This window comes from Providencia sp. PROV209 (assembly GCF_028479485.1).
Classification (GTDB): domain Bacteria; phylum Pseudomonadota; class Gammaproteobacteria; order Enterobacterales; family Enterobacteriaceae; genus Providencia; species Providencia alcalifaciens.
Genome location: NZ_JAMPNR010000007.1, coordinates 55311 through 72430, shown reverse-complemented (window position 1 = coordinate 72430; position 17120 = coordinate 55311). Strand labels below are relative to the sequence as shown.

Genomic DNA, 17120 nt, shown 5'->3' with positions numbered 1-17120 from the left:
CGCCTACCCGATATTCACGATTTCACACTTCAAATGTCCCTACAAACAGAAGGATATTAGGTAAATTTAGGCAGAATTAATTTCTAAGGCTTTTCAATGTGCTGTTTATCCGCAATAGCCTGATTAATAATTGCTTTTGCCATCCACTGTGCAATCTCGGTGACTTGGTCATTATCCAATTTCCAAATATCTTTCAGTACCAAGAATATTTCCGAACCATAAATGACAGAAAACGCTTTGATGACCTTATTAATGATTTCTTCAGGAAATTCAGATTTCATCGGCAATGTTACCATCGCCAAAATGTCTTTACGGTTACCACGCTCTAATCGTTTTTCTTCAGGTTCTGGTGTTGGGGATGAGCGACCGAGAGCCCATTGCTGAAGTGATGTTTGCAGAGCGGCTCGTAATACCCCTTCATGGGCAAACATGCGCGGAAATGCGTAACGTAGCAATTCATCAATCCGCTCTTCTGTTTTTTCGCTTTGAGGTTTCCACGTCAAAATAGGTCCAAGGCTAACATTAACTGTCGCCGCAATAAGGTCACTTTGAGTCGGAAAATAACGATAGGCAGTTGCTCGAGAACCCCCAGCTTCTATCGCTAATTCGGAAACTGATGGCATCGCCCCTTTTTCAAATAGCTCAACTGCTGTTGAAACTAATAAGTTATAAGTGCGTTTACGCGTTCCTTTATAATCTGGCATTAAATGACTCAATGGCATGTTTTAGTCCTTAAAATCGCCTTTCTATGAGCATAGCAAGATGATTAACAACACGAAGATGTTAGCCACCCTATTACTCATTTGACGTGTATATAATTATGTTTGTTCTCGAAATTACGCTATAAATACAGCACGGTAAATCATTATATTTAAATATTCATGGACAAAAACCACTACTCTAAGTTTACCATTTTGCAATAACCATCTTATTTATAATGCTTTATCAAAAAGATACAAATCATTCTTCGATTATCCAAGTAGACAATTTAAAAAATGAGACTACAGTCTCATTATTGACTTATCGTAAATGATACGATAATCTCATTAAGATGAAAAATTCAGCACCTCCCCCTACATAAAAAATAAAAGGATTTTTCTATGCCAAAGCATCAGGGTTTTATTTATGTTGCAAGTACCCTAGACACTAAAAGTGCTGAGCTTTTTTATGTCAGTGACTTAATTAAAAATGCAGGGCTTGCTGTACGTACCGTTGATCTAAGCACTCAGCCACTAAAATTAGACAAACATGCGGATATCACCGCAGATATGGTTGCCAGTTTCCATCCTCAAGGAAACAGCGCCGTTTTCTGTGGCGACCGAGGAAAAGCAATAGAAGCGATGGCGCAGGCTTTCAGCCTCTATCTAGCTGCACAAACTGACGTCGCCGCAATACTTGGGCTAGGCGGCTCAGGTGGGACTGCACTGATTACACCAGCAATGCAAATCTTGCCGGTGGGTATACCAAAATTAATGGTTTCCACCATGGCATCAGGGGATATATCTGGGTATATCGGCGCCAGTGATATCTCCATGATGTATTCCGTCACCGATGTTTCTGGATTGAATGTCATTTCACGCAAGGTTCTAAAAAATGCAGCAAACCAAATCGCAGGCGCAGTTTGGTTTGATAACGGCGAAACTGACGTCACTGAAAATAAACCCGCCATTGCATTGACCATGTTTGGCGTGACAACACCGTGTGTCCAGCAACTGACTGCCAAATTAGAATCTGACCATGATTGCCTCGTCTTCCACGCAACCGGAAGTGGCGGTAAAGCGATGGAAAAATTGATTGATAGCCGTTTATTAGATTCGGTTTTAGATATCACCACGACTGAAGTATGTGATTATCTTTTTGGCGGCGTTTTAGCTTGTGATGAAGATCGTTTCGGCGCTATCGCTCGCACGCAAACCCCTTGCGTATTATCCTGCGGCGCACTGGATATGGTGAACTTCGGTCGCCCATCCACCGTACCAGAGCAATATAAAGATCGTCAATTTTACCATCATAATGCTCAAGTCACGCTGATGAGAACCACCGTTGAAGAAAACCGCCAGATGGGACGTTGGATTGCCGAAAAGCTCAATGTTTGTGAAGGAGAAATTCGCTTTATTATCCCAACAGCTGGTTTCTCTGCTCTCGATATTGACGGGGCTCCATTCTGGGATCCTGCCGCTGATCAAGCCTTTATCGATGCATTAACCAAACACTTAGTCATAACAAAAAAACGACAATTAATATTAAGCCCGCACCACATCAATTCAGCAGAATTCTGTGATCAGGTTATTGAATTACACCAGGAAATAACAAATAAGTAGAGGTTCATTAATGAAACATAACCGCGAAGACTTACTGAAACATTTCAGAGAGATGATTGCTCGTGGAGAACCCATCATTGGCGGCGGTGCCGGTACAGGTCTGTCCGCTAAATGTGAAGAAGCAGGTGGTATCGATTTAATCGTTATCTATAACTCAGGTCGCTATCGTATGGCGGGACGCGGTTCTCTAGCGGGTCTGCTCGCTTACGGCAATGCTAACGAAATCGTAATGGATATGGCGAAGGAAGTTCTCCCAGTCGTGAAGCACACCCCCGTGCTGGCTGGCGTCAACGGCACTGATCCATTCTGCCAATTCGATAAATTCCTTGATGATATCAAGGCTACAGGCTTTGCTGGCGTGCAAAACTTCCCAACCGTGGGTCTTATCGACGGTAACTTCCGCGCTAATTTAGAAGAAACCGGCATGGGCTATGGGTTAGAAGTCGAGATGATCCGCATGGCACACGAAAAAGGGTTATTAACCACACCATACGTTTTTAGTCGCGAAGATGCTATCGCGATGGCGCAAGCAGGGGCTGATATCATTGTACCACATATGGGTCTGACTACCGGCGGTAACATTGGTGCCGAAACGGCGGTGACACTGGCCGATTGCGTTAAACTAATCAATGATTGGGCAACCGCAGCGAAATCCGTCCGTGATGATGTGATTATTCTGTGTCATGGTGGACCTATCGCGACCCCAGCTGATGCCGAATATATTTTAGCTCACTGTCCTGATTGCCACGGCTTCTACGGTGCAAGCTCCATGGAACGTTTACCGACAGAAGTGGCATTAAAAGAAACCACACAGCAATTTAAATCTATAACCCGCTAATATTTATTCCTTATTTTGTTTTACTTTATTTTTGCCAACACCAGGACGCCTACTTCGGTAGGCGTTTTTCTTTATTTTTTTGCTTACACATCCCTTTGATGCATCCTCTTCTTACGTAATTTGAACAGTCCAAATAGTGCAGGTAAAACAACGGGTAGCGAAAAATAGAGCACCCCGAACGCAAAAGCCACATGGGGTTTTTCAGGGAATTCCCCGCCTGTACCAATCGAGTCCAAATAATGGATAGATTCCAGATACTCGGGTGTCAGCCCACCATATGGCACCATCCACGATAACAACAGCGCAGTAAAGATACTGAACATAAAGTTCATTGCCATTAAGGCGGAATACCCAAGATTTTCTTGGCGTTCTTGGTCGGTTCGGCTGGTTAATCCAAACAGCATCCGGTTTACAACGGTCGCACTGTAGAGATAGAGGATTACAGGCGAGTCCCCCAACACTGAGGCATTGATAGCCAGTGCAAAAAGCCCATAAACCAAGGCGAATCCTAATATCACAAAAAAATTCTTAAATACCGACATAAATACGCCGGAATGCACCAAAATAAACTCGAATATAAGGATCAATGTGAGGTTATAAATAATCTCTACACTGTAATTCTCAGGGAAAAACCAAACTGAAATAATAAAACCGACATAGAATAACGAAAATCCATAATTCATCATTTTCGAAAAGGCACGAATGATACTGAATGAATTGTGGGTCTCTTTGACGCTTTTTACCGCTTTATTCCTAGGGAAAAAACTTGCCGATGAGGATTGGCGCCCTTTATTTTTATTCGTAACTGGTTTCTTTTCCTTTGGTGTTTCCATTCCATTTCTCCGCTGGCACTCTTTTATGCTTGTATCGAACCAATCCTAAATAATGGCGTTATTCTGAAGGGGAATAAAATAAAAAGCGAGGAGAGAAAATGGTACGCGGTCACAATGCTATTCATCATTCTGCGCACCATTAAAACGTGATTCTATCGACTAGAGGTTAACGCTATCAATAGATTAAACAAGCTTAGCAATTAAGCTATCTAAATCACCTTGTAGGAAATTCACGGGTGGAATTTCAATAACGGTATAAGCCCCTGCAGGCTGCTTCATGGTCGCGCGAGCCGCTGATACCATAAATTGAGAGGTTAATGCGGGGTTATTGATACGCATTGAGTATTCAAATAATTGGTTATGCGTTGCGCCAGAAACGCCTTTATGAGTCATCTGCACGCCGTGTCCTACATCTTTTAATGCATCAATACTATCAACTTGGCGAATATGCGTTTCATCGGAAGAGAAATAGCTGTCTTGTTTGATCCCGCTGCTCACATCGTTAAAATTAGCCCCAGCGTCAAGCTCCACATAGACCATACGACGATGAACGCCTGTCCCTAATGGAATGGTGACAGAAAGTGCATCTTTTACACCGTCGACTGCTTTTGCCGCAACACTATGTCCCATGCTCATACCGGGACCAAAGTTGGTGTAGGTCACCCCTTTCGGCGCCATCGCCAACATCAACGTACGCATGATAGAGTCAGAACCCGGATCCCAACCAGCCGAGACAATCGATACACTGTTATGTTTCTTCGCCACACCGTCAAGCTGATGTTTTAATGCCACAATATCAGAGTGCACATCAAAGCTATCGACGGTATTGATACCTAGGCTTAAAATTTTCTCTGCTAAAGGGCCAATTGCACGCGTCGGGGAACACAGTAATGCAACATCCACACTGCCTAATTTCTCGATATCATCAACCACTTTATATGTCGCCAATTCCGCTGGAATATCTTGGGTATTACGACGTACAATTCCGACTAATTCGAAATCATCAGCGGCTTGAACAGCTTCTAGTGCATAACGACCAATATTGCCGTAACCCACTATTGCTGTTTTAATTTTTGTCATTGTGACTCCTCGGTCATTCTGATGTCATATTTCAAATACAAGATACATATCAATAACAAATTTATGTAGATTAAACAAAGCTTAATTATCTAAAAATATCCGGCTTTTATTACTAGGTTACTTCACTGATTAGAGGTAGAATCCGAGCAAATCTCGTTCTTTCCTTTATTTAAACATATACAAAGGTTCTTAATGCATCAGTCCGATGTCACTGAGAGGTCACTCTATTCCCTCAGTTGGCCAATCTTTATTGATATTTTCCTTCATTTGGCCACCTTATTAATTAATACCTACATGGTGAGCCATGTATCCACTGCCTACCTCGCCGCTATGGGGGTGGGAAACCAAGTTTTTGACCTTTTTATTACTATTTTTAACTTTATTAGTGTTGGTTGCAGTGTGGTTATTGCCCAATACCTTGGGGCGGGTCGCCGTGACAAAGCCAGCCAAGCAATCCATATCTCCATCGCCTTTAACTTTATTTTAGGTTTTTCCAGTGCCTTAATTGCACTGTTTTTTGGCTATAAAATTCTCACCATCATGAATACGCCATCCCACTTAATGGATGATGGGTATGCGTATTTACACATTTTGGGTATCTGTTTAATTCCTGAAGCTATTTCTATCATTCTCGCAGCTTGTTTACGCGTTTATGGTAAAGCACAGCCTGCCATGTGGGTCACATTAATCGCCAACATCATTACTGTGATAGGTAACATGATTGTGCTCTATGGTTTCTTTGGTCTGCCACAATATGGGTTAGAAGGCGTCGCATGGTCAACGGTAGTTGGACGTGTGGTTGCGGTGATTTTACTCTTTGGCTTGCTGTTCTATGGTTTAAGAATCAAATTTACCCCAATGATGCTGATCCACTGGTCAAGCAAAATGCTGAGTAAAATCCTGCATATTGGTTTACCTGCTGCGGGTGAAAACTTAGTGTGGATCCTGCACTTTATGACCGCATCTGCGTTTATTGGCTTAATGGGTGAAACCGCTCTTGCGGCGCAAACTCTCTACTTCCAGTTGTCGTTATTTATTATGCTGTTTGGGATCTCTATCAGTATCGGTAATGAGATTATGGTGGGGCATTTAGTCGGTGCTAAACGCTTTGACGATGCATACCGTCGCGCCTTTAAGAGCCTGAAATGGGGCTTTTACGTCACGATTGGTGTGGTATTTATGTTCTGGTTATTCCGTTCACCGATCCTGAATAGCTTAACTGATGACCAAGGCATTATTCAGCTACTCCTGCCGATTTTCTTATTATCCGTTTTCTTAGAGCCGGGACGCACGATCAATATCGTTATGGTCAATGCCTTACGCGCCTCTGGTGATGCGAAATTCCCATTATTCACTGCCATCCTGTTCATGTGGGGCATTGCCATCCCGCTTGGCTACTTCCTCGGTATTAAAATGGAAATGGGGTTAATCGGTATTTGGATTGGTTTCTTTGTCGATGAGTGGGTTCGTGGACTCACCAATGCGTGGCGCTGGCGCTCGCGTAAATGGCAAAGTAAACGCCTCGATTTAGAAAGCTAATTTCACAAAATCCTACCAATGAAAATAGGTAGGATTTTTGTGATCGGCATCATATTTAAAAAAATATTCTATTAAGAATCAGAGTTAGAGATAAATTTTCTCTCCCATCCCGATTTATCCATAAACATTGTGAAGTTTTTCTCCGCCCTCTTTATTAAAATAATTTCATCACCACATGACTTTTAGGGATATCACCATGGCAACGCAAACTGAAGAACTCCTTTGGCAATATTTTATCAATGCTGTTAAACAAGACGTCAAGCCTGCACTGGGCTGTACTGAACCTATTTCCCTTGCTTATGCAGCGGCAAAAGCAGCATCTTATCTGCCATCACCAGTCGTTCGCGTTGCCGCGTTTGTTTCTCCAAACTTAATGAAAAATGGAATGGGTGTCACCGTCCCTGGAACAGGAATGGTGGGTTTACCCATTGCAGCAGCTCTGGGTGCAATTGGTGGTGATGCCGATGCAGGTTTAGAAGTATTAAAATCCGCCTCACCAGAAGCGATTGCACGCAGTAAAGCGATGCTTGCGGACGGCTCCATCACCGTTGATATTAAATCCCCTTGTGATGATGTTATTTATTCAGAAGCGACAGTCTATAGCGAAAATGATTCTGCCACGGTGATCATCGCAGGCTCTCACACGCATATTGTCAAAATTATCCACGGTGATCAGGTTCTGTTCGATATTACTGAGAGTAAAACAGAAACGAGGGATCCCGTTGATTGTGGTACCGATGTCAGCTTACCTAAAGTCACTGCTAAGGCTGTTTATGAGTTCGCAACTCAAGCCCCCTTAGACGATATTCGTTTCATTCTTGAAGCCGCTCACTTAAATGATGCGTTATCTCAAGAAGGTTTGCGTAATAGCTACGGCCTGCATATCGGCAAAACGCTACAGGCTCAACGTGACCGCGGTTTATTGTCCAAAGATTTATTATCCGAAATTATGATCCGCACAACGGCAGCCTCCGATGCACGTATGGGTGGTGCGGTACTCCCCGCAATGAGTAATTCCGGTTCCGGTAACCAAGGTATTGCCGCAACCATGCCTGTGGTTGTTACCGCAGATTATTTGCAATCTACTGAAGAACAATTAGCCCGTGCACTGATGCTTTCGCATTTGATGGCAATTTATATCCATAACCAATTACCTGCACTTTCTGCATTATGTGCGGCAACCACCGCAGCAATGGGTGCTGCAGCAGGGATTGCATGGTTATTAGAAGCTCGCTATGAAGTGGTCGCAATGGCAATTTCCAGTATGATCGGCGACGTGAGCGGCATGATCTGTGACGGTGCATCCAATAGCTGTGCAATGAAAGTTTCCACCAGCGCAAGTGCGGCATATAAAGCGGTACTGATGGCGCTAGATAATAGCTGCGTAAGAGGCTCAGACGGAATTGTGTCAGATGATGTGGATCAGTCGATTACGAACTTGTGTTCGTTGGCGGCAGGTTCAATGCGGCATACGGACATTCAAATAATCGAAATAATGTCCTCCAAAGCTCGCTAATTCTTCGCTCTTCGAGCTGTCGCTGTGTTGGTTACACTCGTTAAGGCTAGTCACATACTTATGTATGCTCCTAGCCCTTAACTCGATTACCGCCTTGCGACAACTCGAATATCTTTGAATTAGAATCTTCTGTTAGCTTCTTCTTTGTTTTTATTGAGTTTTTATTGAGTTTCTAGTGCTGCGAATTTTTCGCGAATTTCGGCTTCTGGGAGGTCGATGCCGATGAAAACGAGGACGCTACTACGCTTTTCGCCCTCTTCCCAATCCCGATCCCAATCGGCGCTATACAGGCGCTGGACACCTTGAAATAACAGACGTTTAGGTTCATCGATAATGGATAGAATACCTTTATAACGTAATAAATTATCTGCGAAACCAAGCAGTAAATCTTCCATCACTTGAGATACCGCCATCAACTCAACGGGATAATCAAACTCCAAGACAATGGAGCCCACCTCATTTTGCTGCTTAGGTACAAAACGGAAAGTCGGCTGCTTAACATTGAGTTTTGAATCCAGCAAAAAGCCTTCAATATCTAACAACAAATCTAAATTAATATCCCCATGAACCACCGGATAAATCGGCGCTCGGGCATTAATTCTCTGTAAACGCTCAATTAAAGCGTCGTTATTTGGCTCGATATCGGTTTTAGTCAGTAAAATTCTATCGGCGTAGCCAATTTGGGCTTGAGCAATAGCGAAATCATTTAGCTGTTTATCAGCATGTACCGCATCCACTAACGTAATGATGCCATCCAATAAATAACGTTCACACAGAACATCATGGGAGAAAAAAGTTTGCGTAATAGGTCCTGGATCAGCCATTCCTGTGCACTCGATGACTAAACGGTCAAAATCCAGTTTACCGCTGTCCAAACCATCTAATAGATCCAGTAGCGCGTTCTCTAATTCATTGGAACGACTGCAACAAATACACCCATTACTTAACGTCGTAATTTGAGTGGCGCGATCGCCAATCAACGCATTATCGATAGGCACTTCACCAAATTCATTTTCAATCACGGCAATTTTATGTCCATGATCCTCATTGAGAATATGGCTCAATAGCGTCGTTTTCCCTGCCCCCAAAAAGCCCGTTAAAATCGTTACATTGATTGGTTTCATTATTGCCCTCATCACGCTATACATTTATAGGATCATTCGTTTACAGGATTATCCGTTAACAGCAGCGAAATCCGCCTTTACCACCACCGCCGTAGCGAGCATCTTGTCTTTCACGAAAAAATTCCTTATAGGTCATCACGGGTTTATCTGGGTGATTGTCTTTCATATGCTGCACATAGGTATCGTAATCGGGGATCCCGACCAGCATTCGAGCCGCCTGACCTAAATATTTTCCGGTTTTACCCAAGTTTCCAAACATAACTCTCTCCAAAGGCAAAATGCCCGACACTGCATTTTTGTACAATGTCGGGCTTCCCTTACTGTTTCGAGTGAATAAAATCTCGAATCATTTTTGTGTCCTTAGTGTGATGATGACACTTTCACACCCTCTTTAGGAACAGGAACATAAGGGGTTTCTTTATCTGTACGATTTGGGTTTTTCTGGGCTTTCATTGCCACACGGATACCAAAGAAGATAATACCGTAAACCACCACTAAGAACAGAATACTCAGACCCGCATTGGTGTAGTTATTGATAATAATGTGATTCATATTCGTAATTTCTTGTGCCGTTAAATCAGCACCACCTGCGGCGATTTTCTCTTTGTAAGATTTCGCTAAGTATAAGAAACCTTCCAGTTGAGGATTATCGCTGAATAATTTCAGTCCTAATGCCCATGTTGTACAGATTAATAACCATACTGCTGGTAACACAGTCACTAAGATATATTTGCTACGTTTCATCTTAATCAGTACAACAGTACTCAGGACTAACGCCACCGCTGCCAACATCTGGTTGGAGATACCGAACAGTGGCCACAAGCTCTTAACGCCGCCCAGAGGGTCAACAACACCTTGATACAGCAAGTAACCCCATAAACCTACGCATCCCGCAGTGCCGATGATACCCGCAAACAGAGAGTCGGTTTTCTTCAGGAATGGCACGAAGTTACCCAGTAAATCTTGCAGCATAAAGCGACCAGAACGGGTACCCGCATCCAGTGCGGTTAAGATAAACAGCGCTTCAAACAGAATACCGAAGTGATACCAGAAGCCCATGTTGGCAGCTGGCATAATTTCGTGGAATACAAACGCAATACCGACAGCTAAGGTTGGCGCACCACCCGCACGGTTCAGAATAGAAGGTTCACCGATGTCTTTTGCTGTTTGCATGATTTGTTCAGGCGAAATCACAAAGCCCCATGAACTCACTGTTGCTGCCGCATGAGCAGAAACATCTTTCAGTTGCGCCATAATTGCAGCGCCATCTGGACCACCCAGCTCATGCAGGTTAGGCATAGTGATACCTAATGCTGATGGTGGAGTGTTCATTGCAAAGTACAGACCTGGTTCGATGATAGAAGCGGCGACTAACGCCATGATAGCCACGAAAGATTCCATTAACATCGCACCGTAACCGATGTAACGCGCATCTTTTTCGTTCGCGAGCAGTTTTGGCGTCGTACCCGAAGAAATTAAGGCGTGGAAACCAGACACCGCACCACACGCAATGGTGATGAACAGGAATGGGAACAGTGTACCTTTCCACACTGGACCTGAACCATCAACAAACTGTGTCACCGCTGGCATTTTCAGCTCAGGGTTCAGGATAACAATACCCACCGCTAAACCAACGATAACCCCGATTTTCAGGAATGTCGCTAAGTAGTCACGAGGAGCCAGAATCAGCCATACTGGCAATAATGCTGAAACAAACGCATAACCGACTAATGCATAAGTAATCGTCGTATCTTTAAAGGTCAGCGCTGGCCCCCAGTATGGGTCATGAGCAATCACACCACCAAACCAAATAGAAGCGACTAACAGTGCAATACCGATAACGGCAATTTCACCCACACGTCCTGGTCGGATATAGCGCATGTATATCCCCATAAACAGCGCAATCGGCACAGTGGAGCAAACCGTGAACACACCCCATGGGCTTTCTGCCAGAGCCTTAACCACGATCAATGCTAATACCGCAAGGATAATGATCATAATTAAGAAGCAGCCAAACAGTGCCAGTGTACCTGGAATTGGCCCCAATTCTTCTTTAACTATCTCACCAAGGGATGCACCATTACGGCGTGAGGAGATAAACAGCACCATAAAGTCCTGCACCGCCCCCGCAAGGACCACCCCAGCTAACAGCCATAACGTTCCCGGTAAATAACCAACCTGAGCCGCCAATACGGGTCCCACTAATGGACCCGCCCCTGCGATAGCTGCAAAGTGGTGACCAAACAGAACGTTCTTATTGGTTGGAACATAGTTTAAGCCGTCATTATTAATGACCGCTGGCGTAGCACGTGTTTCATCCAGCTGCATCACTTTTTTAGCGATATATAAGCTGTAGTAACGATATGCAATCAGATACACCGCCACGGAAGCGACGACGATCCACAGTGCACTGATGTGTTCGCCACGTCTTAACGCGACAACACCCAAACAGATTGCACCGATGATCCCGAGGATCATCCATGGAATGTGTTTTAAAATACCATTTTTGTTCATAGAACACCCTTCTGAGGTAGAACGAACATGCCATTAATGCGTAATTGCGATTTATTAAACGGCGAAAGCGTTGGTTTTAGTCGCTTTCGATGAATAACAAATAATTTTTTAATAGGCAGTGGTTGAATGATTTTGAATGTGAAAAATTGAGTTCTGCCATAGTGGGTATGTTAAGAAATTACTATCAGGAAAAGAGAAAAGTTACCTTGAGTGGTGGCATACAGAATTAAGCGGTTAGTTTTTTGCAGTGAATGGTTTTCAAGCGACGCCAAACCCTTGAAAAATGTGATCTATATTGCAAATATTTTTCATTTCAATAAGTTAAACAATATTTAAAATCATGTTTGCATTGTGAATTTTGTTAAATTTATGCACTTAACACATGAATAAAACGCTAATTTTTCATATTCAAAGGATTAACAATTTCTTGCCATTCACCGCCTACCCACCAGCGATGTTCCCCATCTGTTTGTTGCTGACACTTCATACCAACCTTGGCCTTACCGTTTTCGAATGGATATGCACAATCGTAGATTGGCTTAATCACAATCTCTCCAGTTCTTGCGTTGGCATAACCAATCTTTTCACCCTGACGAATTCGGTATAGCCCTTCACTCTCAGGGTCGAGACCATTATCAAAATAGTAAAATTGATACACTTCATTACCGTGCTTATCCACGAGTCTAATACCACTTTTTGTGTATACGCTTCCTTTAAGACAATAAAGGAAAGGCGAAGAAGATTCAAAGCAACGGATTTTTTCACTCTCACCTTCCGCCATTAGCTGAAATTGGTCCTCAATCGGCATGGCTTGAGCCACTGTTGCCATGAACATCGTACCCCATAATCCCATCAAACTGCTTTTTATGAGTCTCGCTTTCATTGATAAACACCCATTCATTTTTATCGAGCACTCAGAATCTCCCAAAGTCACAAAAATGGGTATCAGACAATACGCAATTCCTTTATGGGACTGCACTTTTACTCTTTCTTTCTAGCACTAAAAGTCGTCAAAAACGCAAAACATTAACTTATTAATAACAATAACGATTAAGAGCTAAAATCGAAAAATAAATATTTACTCCTTAAATAACAATAAATAGAGAAAATCAAAAATAGTTACATAGGAAATTATTTTTGAAGCCAATCACACTAACGGAACATTATTTATACATTAATAATTCAAGAGGGTATTGTTAAATAAATGATGATTTGATGTTAATTTAGATAAGAGAGTGAACATGAGCACACAAAAATATGACTATATTATTGTCGGTGCAGGCTCCGCAGGTTGTGTTCTCGCCGCTCGCCTGATTCAAGAAACCCAAGCTCGCGTGCTGCTCATTGAAGCAGGCGGTAGCGATAACCACATGTTTATCCGTATGCCTGCAGGGGTCGCAAAAATTATTGCCCAAAAAAGCTGGCCCTATGAAACCGAACCAGAACCTCATGCCAACAACCGCAAAATGCAAATTGCTCAGGGTCGTGTGCTGGGAGGCAGTAGTTCCGTCAACGGTATGATCTACATTCGTGGGCAAAAACAAGATTACGATAACTGGGAACAAAAGTACGGCTGTGAAGGCTGGGGTTATCAAGATGTTCTACCGTGGTTTAAAAAAGCCGAACGCAACGAAAGCCTAACGGGTGAATACCACGGCACTGAAGGACCCCTTCCCGTTAGCGAAAACCGCTATCGCCATCCACTTTCTATGGCATTCATTCAAGCGGCTCAAGAACATGGTTTACCTTACGTTAATGACCTGAATGGCGAGAGCCAACAAGGAACCAGTTTCTATCAAACCACCACACATAATGGGGAAAGAGCCAGCACCTCCAAAACCTATTTGAAATCAGTGGCAAATAGCGACCGTTTAACTCTCAAACTTAATATCCAAGTTAATCGCATTATTATTCGCGATGGACAAGCAGTTGGCGTGGCTTACCAAGGTAAAAATGGTCACGAAGTCGAAGCCTTTGCTCGTGAAGAAGTGCTGGTTTGCTCCGGCGCAATGGGATCCGCGAAGTTATTGATGCTCTCTGGTATCGGACCAGAAGAACACCTTTCCGCTTTAGGGATCAAAACAGTGGCTAATTTACCGGTAGGCGAAAACTTTCATGACCACCTACACATGTCCATCAACGTCACCACCAAAGAACCCATCAGCTTATTTGGTGCAGACCAAGGCTTTGCCGCTATCAAGCATGGTTTTGAGTGGATGGCATTTCGCAGTGGGCTACTCGCCTCTAACGTTTTAGAAGGCGCCGCCTTTAAAGACAGCTGTAACCAAGGCCGCCCTGATGTGCAAATTCACTTTTTACCTATTTTAGATAGCTGGGATGATGTACCGGGAGAGCCTCTACCCGCCGCTCATGGTTTTTCACTGAAAGTCGGTTACTTACAACCTAAGTCTCGCGGAAAAATTTTACTGCGTAGCCAAAACCCGCAAGACCCATTAAAAATTCATGCCAATTACTTAGCTGATCCTGAAGATATGGAGGGTTGCAAACGTGCGGTAAAATTTGGTTTAGATGTGTTAAGCCAGCCATCATTACAAGCTGTCAGTAAAAATACGTTGATGCCACCTGCCCAAGTTCAGCATGATGAGGGTCAATTAGAAGAATTTGTACGTAATTTCTGTAAAACCGTATACCACCCAGTTGGTACTTGCCGTATGGGTACCGATATTGCAAATTCCGTCACTGATTTACGTCTTCGTGTTCACGGAATAAATAAGCTGCGCGTGGTGGACTGCTCCGTGATGCCTGAAATTCCAAGTGGCAATACCAATGCACCAACCATTATGATTGCGGAACGCGCTGCCGCGATGATTATTGAAGATAGACAATAATCACCCTAAAAAGCCCCCGCCAAAACCCAACAGGCGGGGGATAATCACTAACCTGTTACTTTCACTCTAGCCGCCGCCACTTTCGCCATCTCTAACGCTTGCTCTATCGAATCCCCAATCGCCAATGCCACACCTAGACGGCGAGTTCCCGCGATTTCCGGTTTACCAAATAAGCGCAATTGAATATCAGAATTTAATGCCTCATCGATTCCCGTGAAAACCACATTACGACTATGAAGTTCCGGTAAAATAACCGCCGATGCGCTGGCACCGTATTGGCGAATAGAACCAATTGGCAAGCCCAAAAAAGCGCGAACATGTAAAGCAAATTCAGAAAGATTTTGGGAAATCAGTGTTACCATGCCAGTATCATGAGGGCGCGGAGAGACTTCATTAAAAATAATCTCGTCCCCACAAACAAACAATTCCACACCAAATAAACCGTATCCCCCTAACGCTGTCACGATTTTTTTCGCCACGTCTTGCGCTTTTTTCAAAGCAACGTCACTCATGGTCTGTGGCTGCCAAGACTCTCGATAGTCACCTTTTTCTTGACGATGGCCCACTGGCGCACAAAAATGAACGCCATCTACCGCGTTGACAGTTAATAACGTAATTTCAAAATCGAAATTCACCATCTTTTCGACGATAACGCGTCCTTGACCCGTTCGACCGCCTTCTTGAGAGTAGTTCCACGCACTGTCTAACTGCTCCGCGGAACGGATCACGCTCTGCCCTTTGCCTGAAGAACTCATCACCGGTTTGACAATACATGGGAAACCAATTTCATGGGCAGCAGCTTCAAAGTCCGCTTTGGTTTCTACAAAACGGTATTCAGAGGTGGGTAGTTGCAACTCTTCAGCCGCTAAACGGCGAATTCCTTCACGATTCATCGTGAGGTAAACAGCATTCGCAGAGGGTACAACCTTCTGCCCTTGTCGCTCTAAGTCAACCAAGGTTTTTGTCGCAATGGCTTCAATCTCTGGCACAATAAAATCCGGTTTTTCGCTCGCCACTAACTGCCGCAATGCGTCGCCATCTAGCATATTGAGAGTATAGCTGCGATGAGCAACATGCATAGCAGGTGCGTTGTCATAACGATCGACCGCAATCACTTCTATACCTAAACGCTGGCACTCAATCGCCACTTCTTTACCTAACTCCCCAGATCCGAGAAGCATAACTTTTGTCGCGCTAGAACAAAGTGCAGTACCTAATTGGCTCATGATAATGACCTTATATCCCAAGAGATTAATTTTGCTGCTTAAAAAGATAATGTATAAAAAGATGGTTGGGATTATATACGCAATCGTTTGCCTTGACTATCATCGAAAAGCCAATAGGCAATATACCGACTAGAAAATAACGCTAATCGCTTAAAATTACAGGCTAAATTTGTGGTGGCTCATCACGCCCCGTCACATACGGTTGGCGGCGAGATCCCTTGCCATAGCGCTTATGCAACAACGCTAAGACACAGAATAGTAAACCAATCCAAATAAGGGTGAAGCTCACACCTTTAACCCAGTCGAACACTTCATTAAACAGGAACACCGCTAATAAGAATTGAATGGTTGGCTCTATATACTGTGCTAAGCCAATAACCGTCAGCGTTGTGCGCTTAATAGCTGCGGTAAAGAACAAGAGTGGAATGATAGTAACAGGTGCCGCTAGCATATAGAGTATTTTCGTTTGCCAATCCCCGTTTGCTACTGCACTGATACCATGGGCAGATAACCACCAAGTGATACCGACTGCCAGTGGTAATAGCCATAAGGCCTCCAAGAATAGAGACGTAATGACATCAAAGCGGATAAATTTGCGGATCAATCCATAAACAGCAAATGCGCTCCCCATCACTAAAGCTAAAACAGGTAGCTCGCCATATTGAATAATTTGGTAAACCACTCCCGAAAAAATAAACACGACAGCCAACTTTTCAGCAAAGACCAAACGTTCCCGTAAAAAAATCACGCCAAGCAAGATGGAAAATAGCGGGTTAATAAAGTAGCCCAAGCTCGCGGCAAGTACTTGCCCGTGCGTTAAGGCATAAGTGAATGTCGTCCACGACACCGCCATAATGGAAGAACTAAAAAGACATAACACTATCGAGCGTTTGTCCGCCCATACTTGCTTCCATAATGATTTGTTTTTGATAAGTAATCGAATAACAAATAAAAAGGGAATAGACCAGATCAATCGTTGAGCCAGCAACTCCATGGCTTGAGCATCAGGTAACAGTCGATAAAACAGCGGGGTTATCCCCCAAAGGATGTAGGAAAAGATAGCCAATGCTACCCCTGAACGCAGCAACATAATTTATCCGTCTGAAAGTATGACCAATTTGCCTCTATAATACGCCAATAAATGAAAGAGTGTAGGTTGATGTGCAAACTATAATGAGAATAACCTCGCCACTTAACTCCTTTAAACACTTCCCTTAATAAAATATACGTAAATTATGCAATACTTTTAAACGTTCAATTACGTGTATTCACTCATTTTT

At 43.5% G+C, this 17120-nt stretch carries 14 protein-coding genes; 5 read left to right on the top strand and 9 right to left on the bottom strand.

Features of this window, described 5'->3' with window-relative positions:
* Positions 1 to 83: 83 nt before the first annotated feature.
* On the bottom strand, positions 84 to 722 hold the full coding sequence (locus tag PR795_RS07175; protein ID WP_272516760.1) for a TetR/AcrR family transcriptional regulator: 639 nt from the start codon (positions 720 to 722) through the stop codon (positions 84 to 86).
* A gap of 378 nt (positions 723 to 1100) precedes the next feature.
* Here PR795_RS07175 and PR795_RS07170 point away from each other — a divergent pair, with 378 nt between their 5' ends.
* Both PR795_RS07170 and PR795_RS07165 read left to right on the top strand, forming a co-directional pair.
* Positions 1101 to 2321 carry a Tm-1-like ATP-binding domain-containing protein gene (locus PR795_RS07170; protein ID WP_006661046.1) on the top strand — a complete coding sequence of 407 codons (1221 nt, stop codon included), beginning with the start codon at positions 1101 to 1103 and terminating at the stop codon, positions 2319 to 2321.
* A gap of 10 nt (positions 2322 to 2331) precedes the next feature.
* Positions 2332 to 3159, top strand: coding sequence for a phosphoenolpyruvate hydrolase family protein (locus PR795_RS07165; protein WP_006661045.1), 828 nt, complete (start codon positions 2332 to 2334; stop codon positions 3157 to 3159).
* 83 nt (positions 3160 to 3242) lie between these two features.
* Here the strand turns inward: PR795_RS07165 and PR795_RS07160 are convergent, their stop codons facing one another.
* Both PR795_RS07160 and PR795_RS07155 read right to left on the bottom strand, forming a co-directional pair.
* Entirely contained in the window at positions 3243 to 3992 is a 750-nt protein-coding gene (locus tag PR795_RS07160; protein ID WP_036975282.1) for a hypothetical protein, read from the bottom strand.
* 183 nt (positions 3993 to 4175) lie between these two features.
* The gene (locus PR795_RS07155) at positions 4176 to 5072 is read right to left on the bottom strand and encodes a diaminopimelate dehydrogenase (RefSeq protein WP_181480166.1); all 897 of its coding nucleotides are present in this window, start codon (positions 5070 to 5072) and stop codon (positions 4176 to 4178) included.
* 192 nt (positions 5073 to 5264) lie between these two features.
* Between PR795_RS07155 and PR795_RS07150 the strand changes: the two genes are divergently transcribed.
* A complete protein-coding gene (locus tag PR795_RS07150) occupies positions 5265 to 6611 on the top strand; it encodes an MATE family efflux transporter (protein WP_006659338.1) in 1347 nt (448 codons plus the stop codon).
* 196 nt (positions 6612 to 6807) lie between these two features.
* On the top strand, positions 6808 to 8127 hold the full coding sequence (locus PR795_RS07145; RefSeq protein ID WP_181480167.1) for an L-cysteine desulfidase family protein: 1320 nt from the start codon (positions 6808 to 6810) through the stop codon (positions 8125 to 8127).
* A gap of 161 nt (positions 8128 to 8288) precedes the next feature.
* Here PR795_RS07145 and yjiA read toward each other — a convergent pair whose 3' ends face one another.
* The 4 genes from yjiA to PR795_RS07125 all read right to left on the bottom strand — a co-directional run bounded on the left by yjiA (position 8289) and on the right by PR795_RS07125 (position 12648).
* Positions 8289 to 9251 carry a GTPase gene (gene yjiA, locus PR795_RS07140; RefSeq protein WP_181480168.1) on the bottom strand — a complete coding sequence of 321 codons (963 nt, stop codon included), beginning with the start codon at positions 9249 to 9251 and terminating at the stop codon, positions 8289 to 8291.
* A 55-nt stretch (positions 9252 to 9306) separates the two neighbouring features.
* Positions 9307 to 9510 carry a YbdD/YjiX family protein gene (locus PR795_RS07135; protein ID WP_006659341.1) on the bottom strand — a complete coding sequence of 68 codons (204 nt, stop codon included), beginning with the start codon at positions 9508 to 9510 and terminating at the stop codon, positions 9307 to 9309.
* 101 nt (positions 9511 to 9611) lie between these two features.
* Positions 9612 to 11765 carry a carbon starvation CstA family protein gene (locus tag PR795_RS07130; RefSeq protein ID WP_036961560.1) on the bottom strand — a complete coding sequence of 718 codons (2154 nt, stop codon included), beginning with the start codon at positions 11763 to 11765 and terminating at the stop codon, positions 9612 to 9614.
* 394 nt (positions 11766 to 12159) lie between these two features.
* On the bottom strand, positions 12160 to 12648 hold the full coding sequence (locus PR795_RS07125) for a WG repeat-containing protein (RefSeq protein WP_006659344.1): 489 nt from the start codon (positions 12646 to 12648) through the stop codon (positions 12160 to 12162).
* 358 nt (positions 12649 to 13006) lie between these two features.
* Here PR795_RS07125 and PR795_RS07120 point away from each other — a divergent pair, with 358 nt between their 5' ends.
* Entirely contained in the window at positions 13007 to 14614 is a 1608-nt protein-coding gene (locus PR795_RS07120; protein WP_181480170.1) for a GMC family oxidoreductase, read from the top strand.
* A 47-nt stretch (positions 14615 to 14661) separates the two neighbouring features.
* Here the strand turns inward: PR795_RS07120 and purT are convergent, their stop codons facing one another.
* Complete coding sequence (gene purT / locus PR795_RS07115; protein ID WP_181480171.1) at positions 14662 to 15840, bottom strand: formate-dependent phosphoribosylglycinamide formyltransferase; 1179 nt, start codon at positions 15838 to 15840, stop codon at positions 14662 to 14664.
* A gap of 163 nt (positions 15841 to 16003) precedes the next feature.
* Positions 16004 to 16930, bottom strand: a complete 927-nt coding sequence (gene rarD / locus PR795_RS07110; RefSeq protein WP_036978602.1) for an EamA family transporter RarD — start codon at positions 16928 to 16930, stop codon at positions 16004 to 16006.
* Positions 16931 to 17120: the final 190 nt, after the last annotated feature.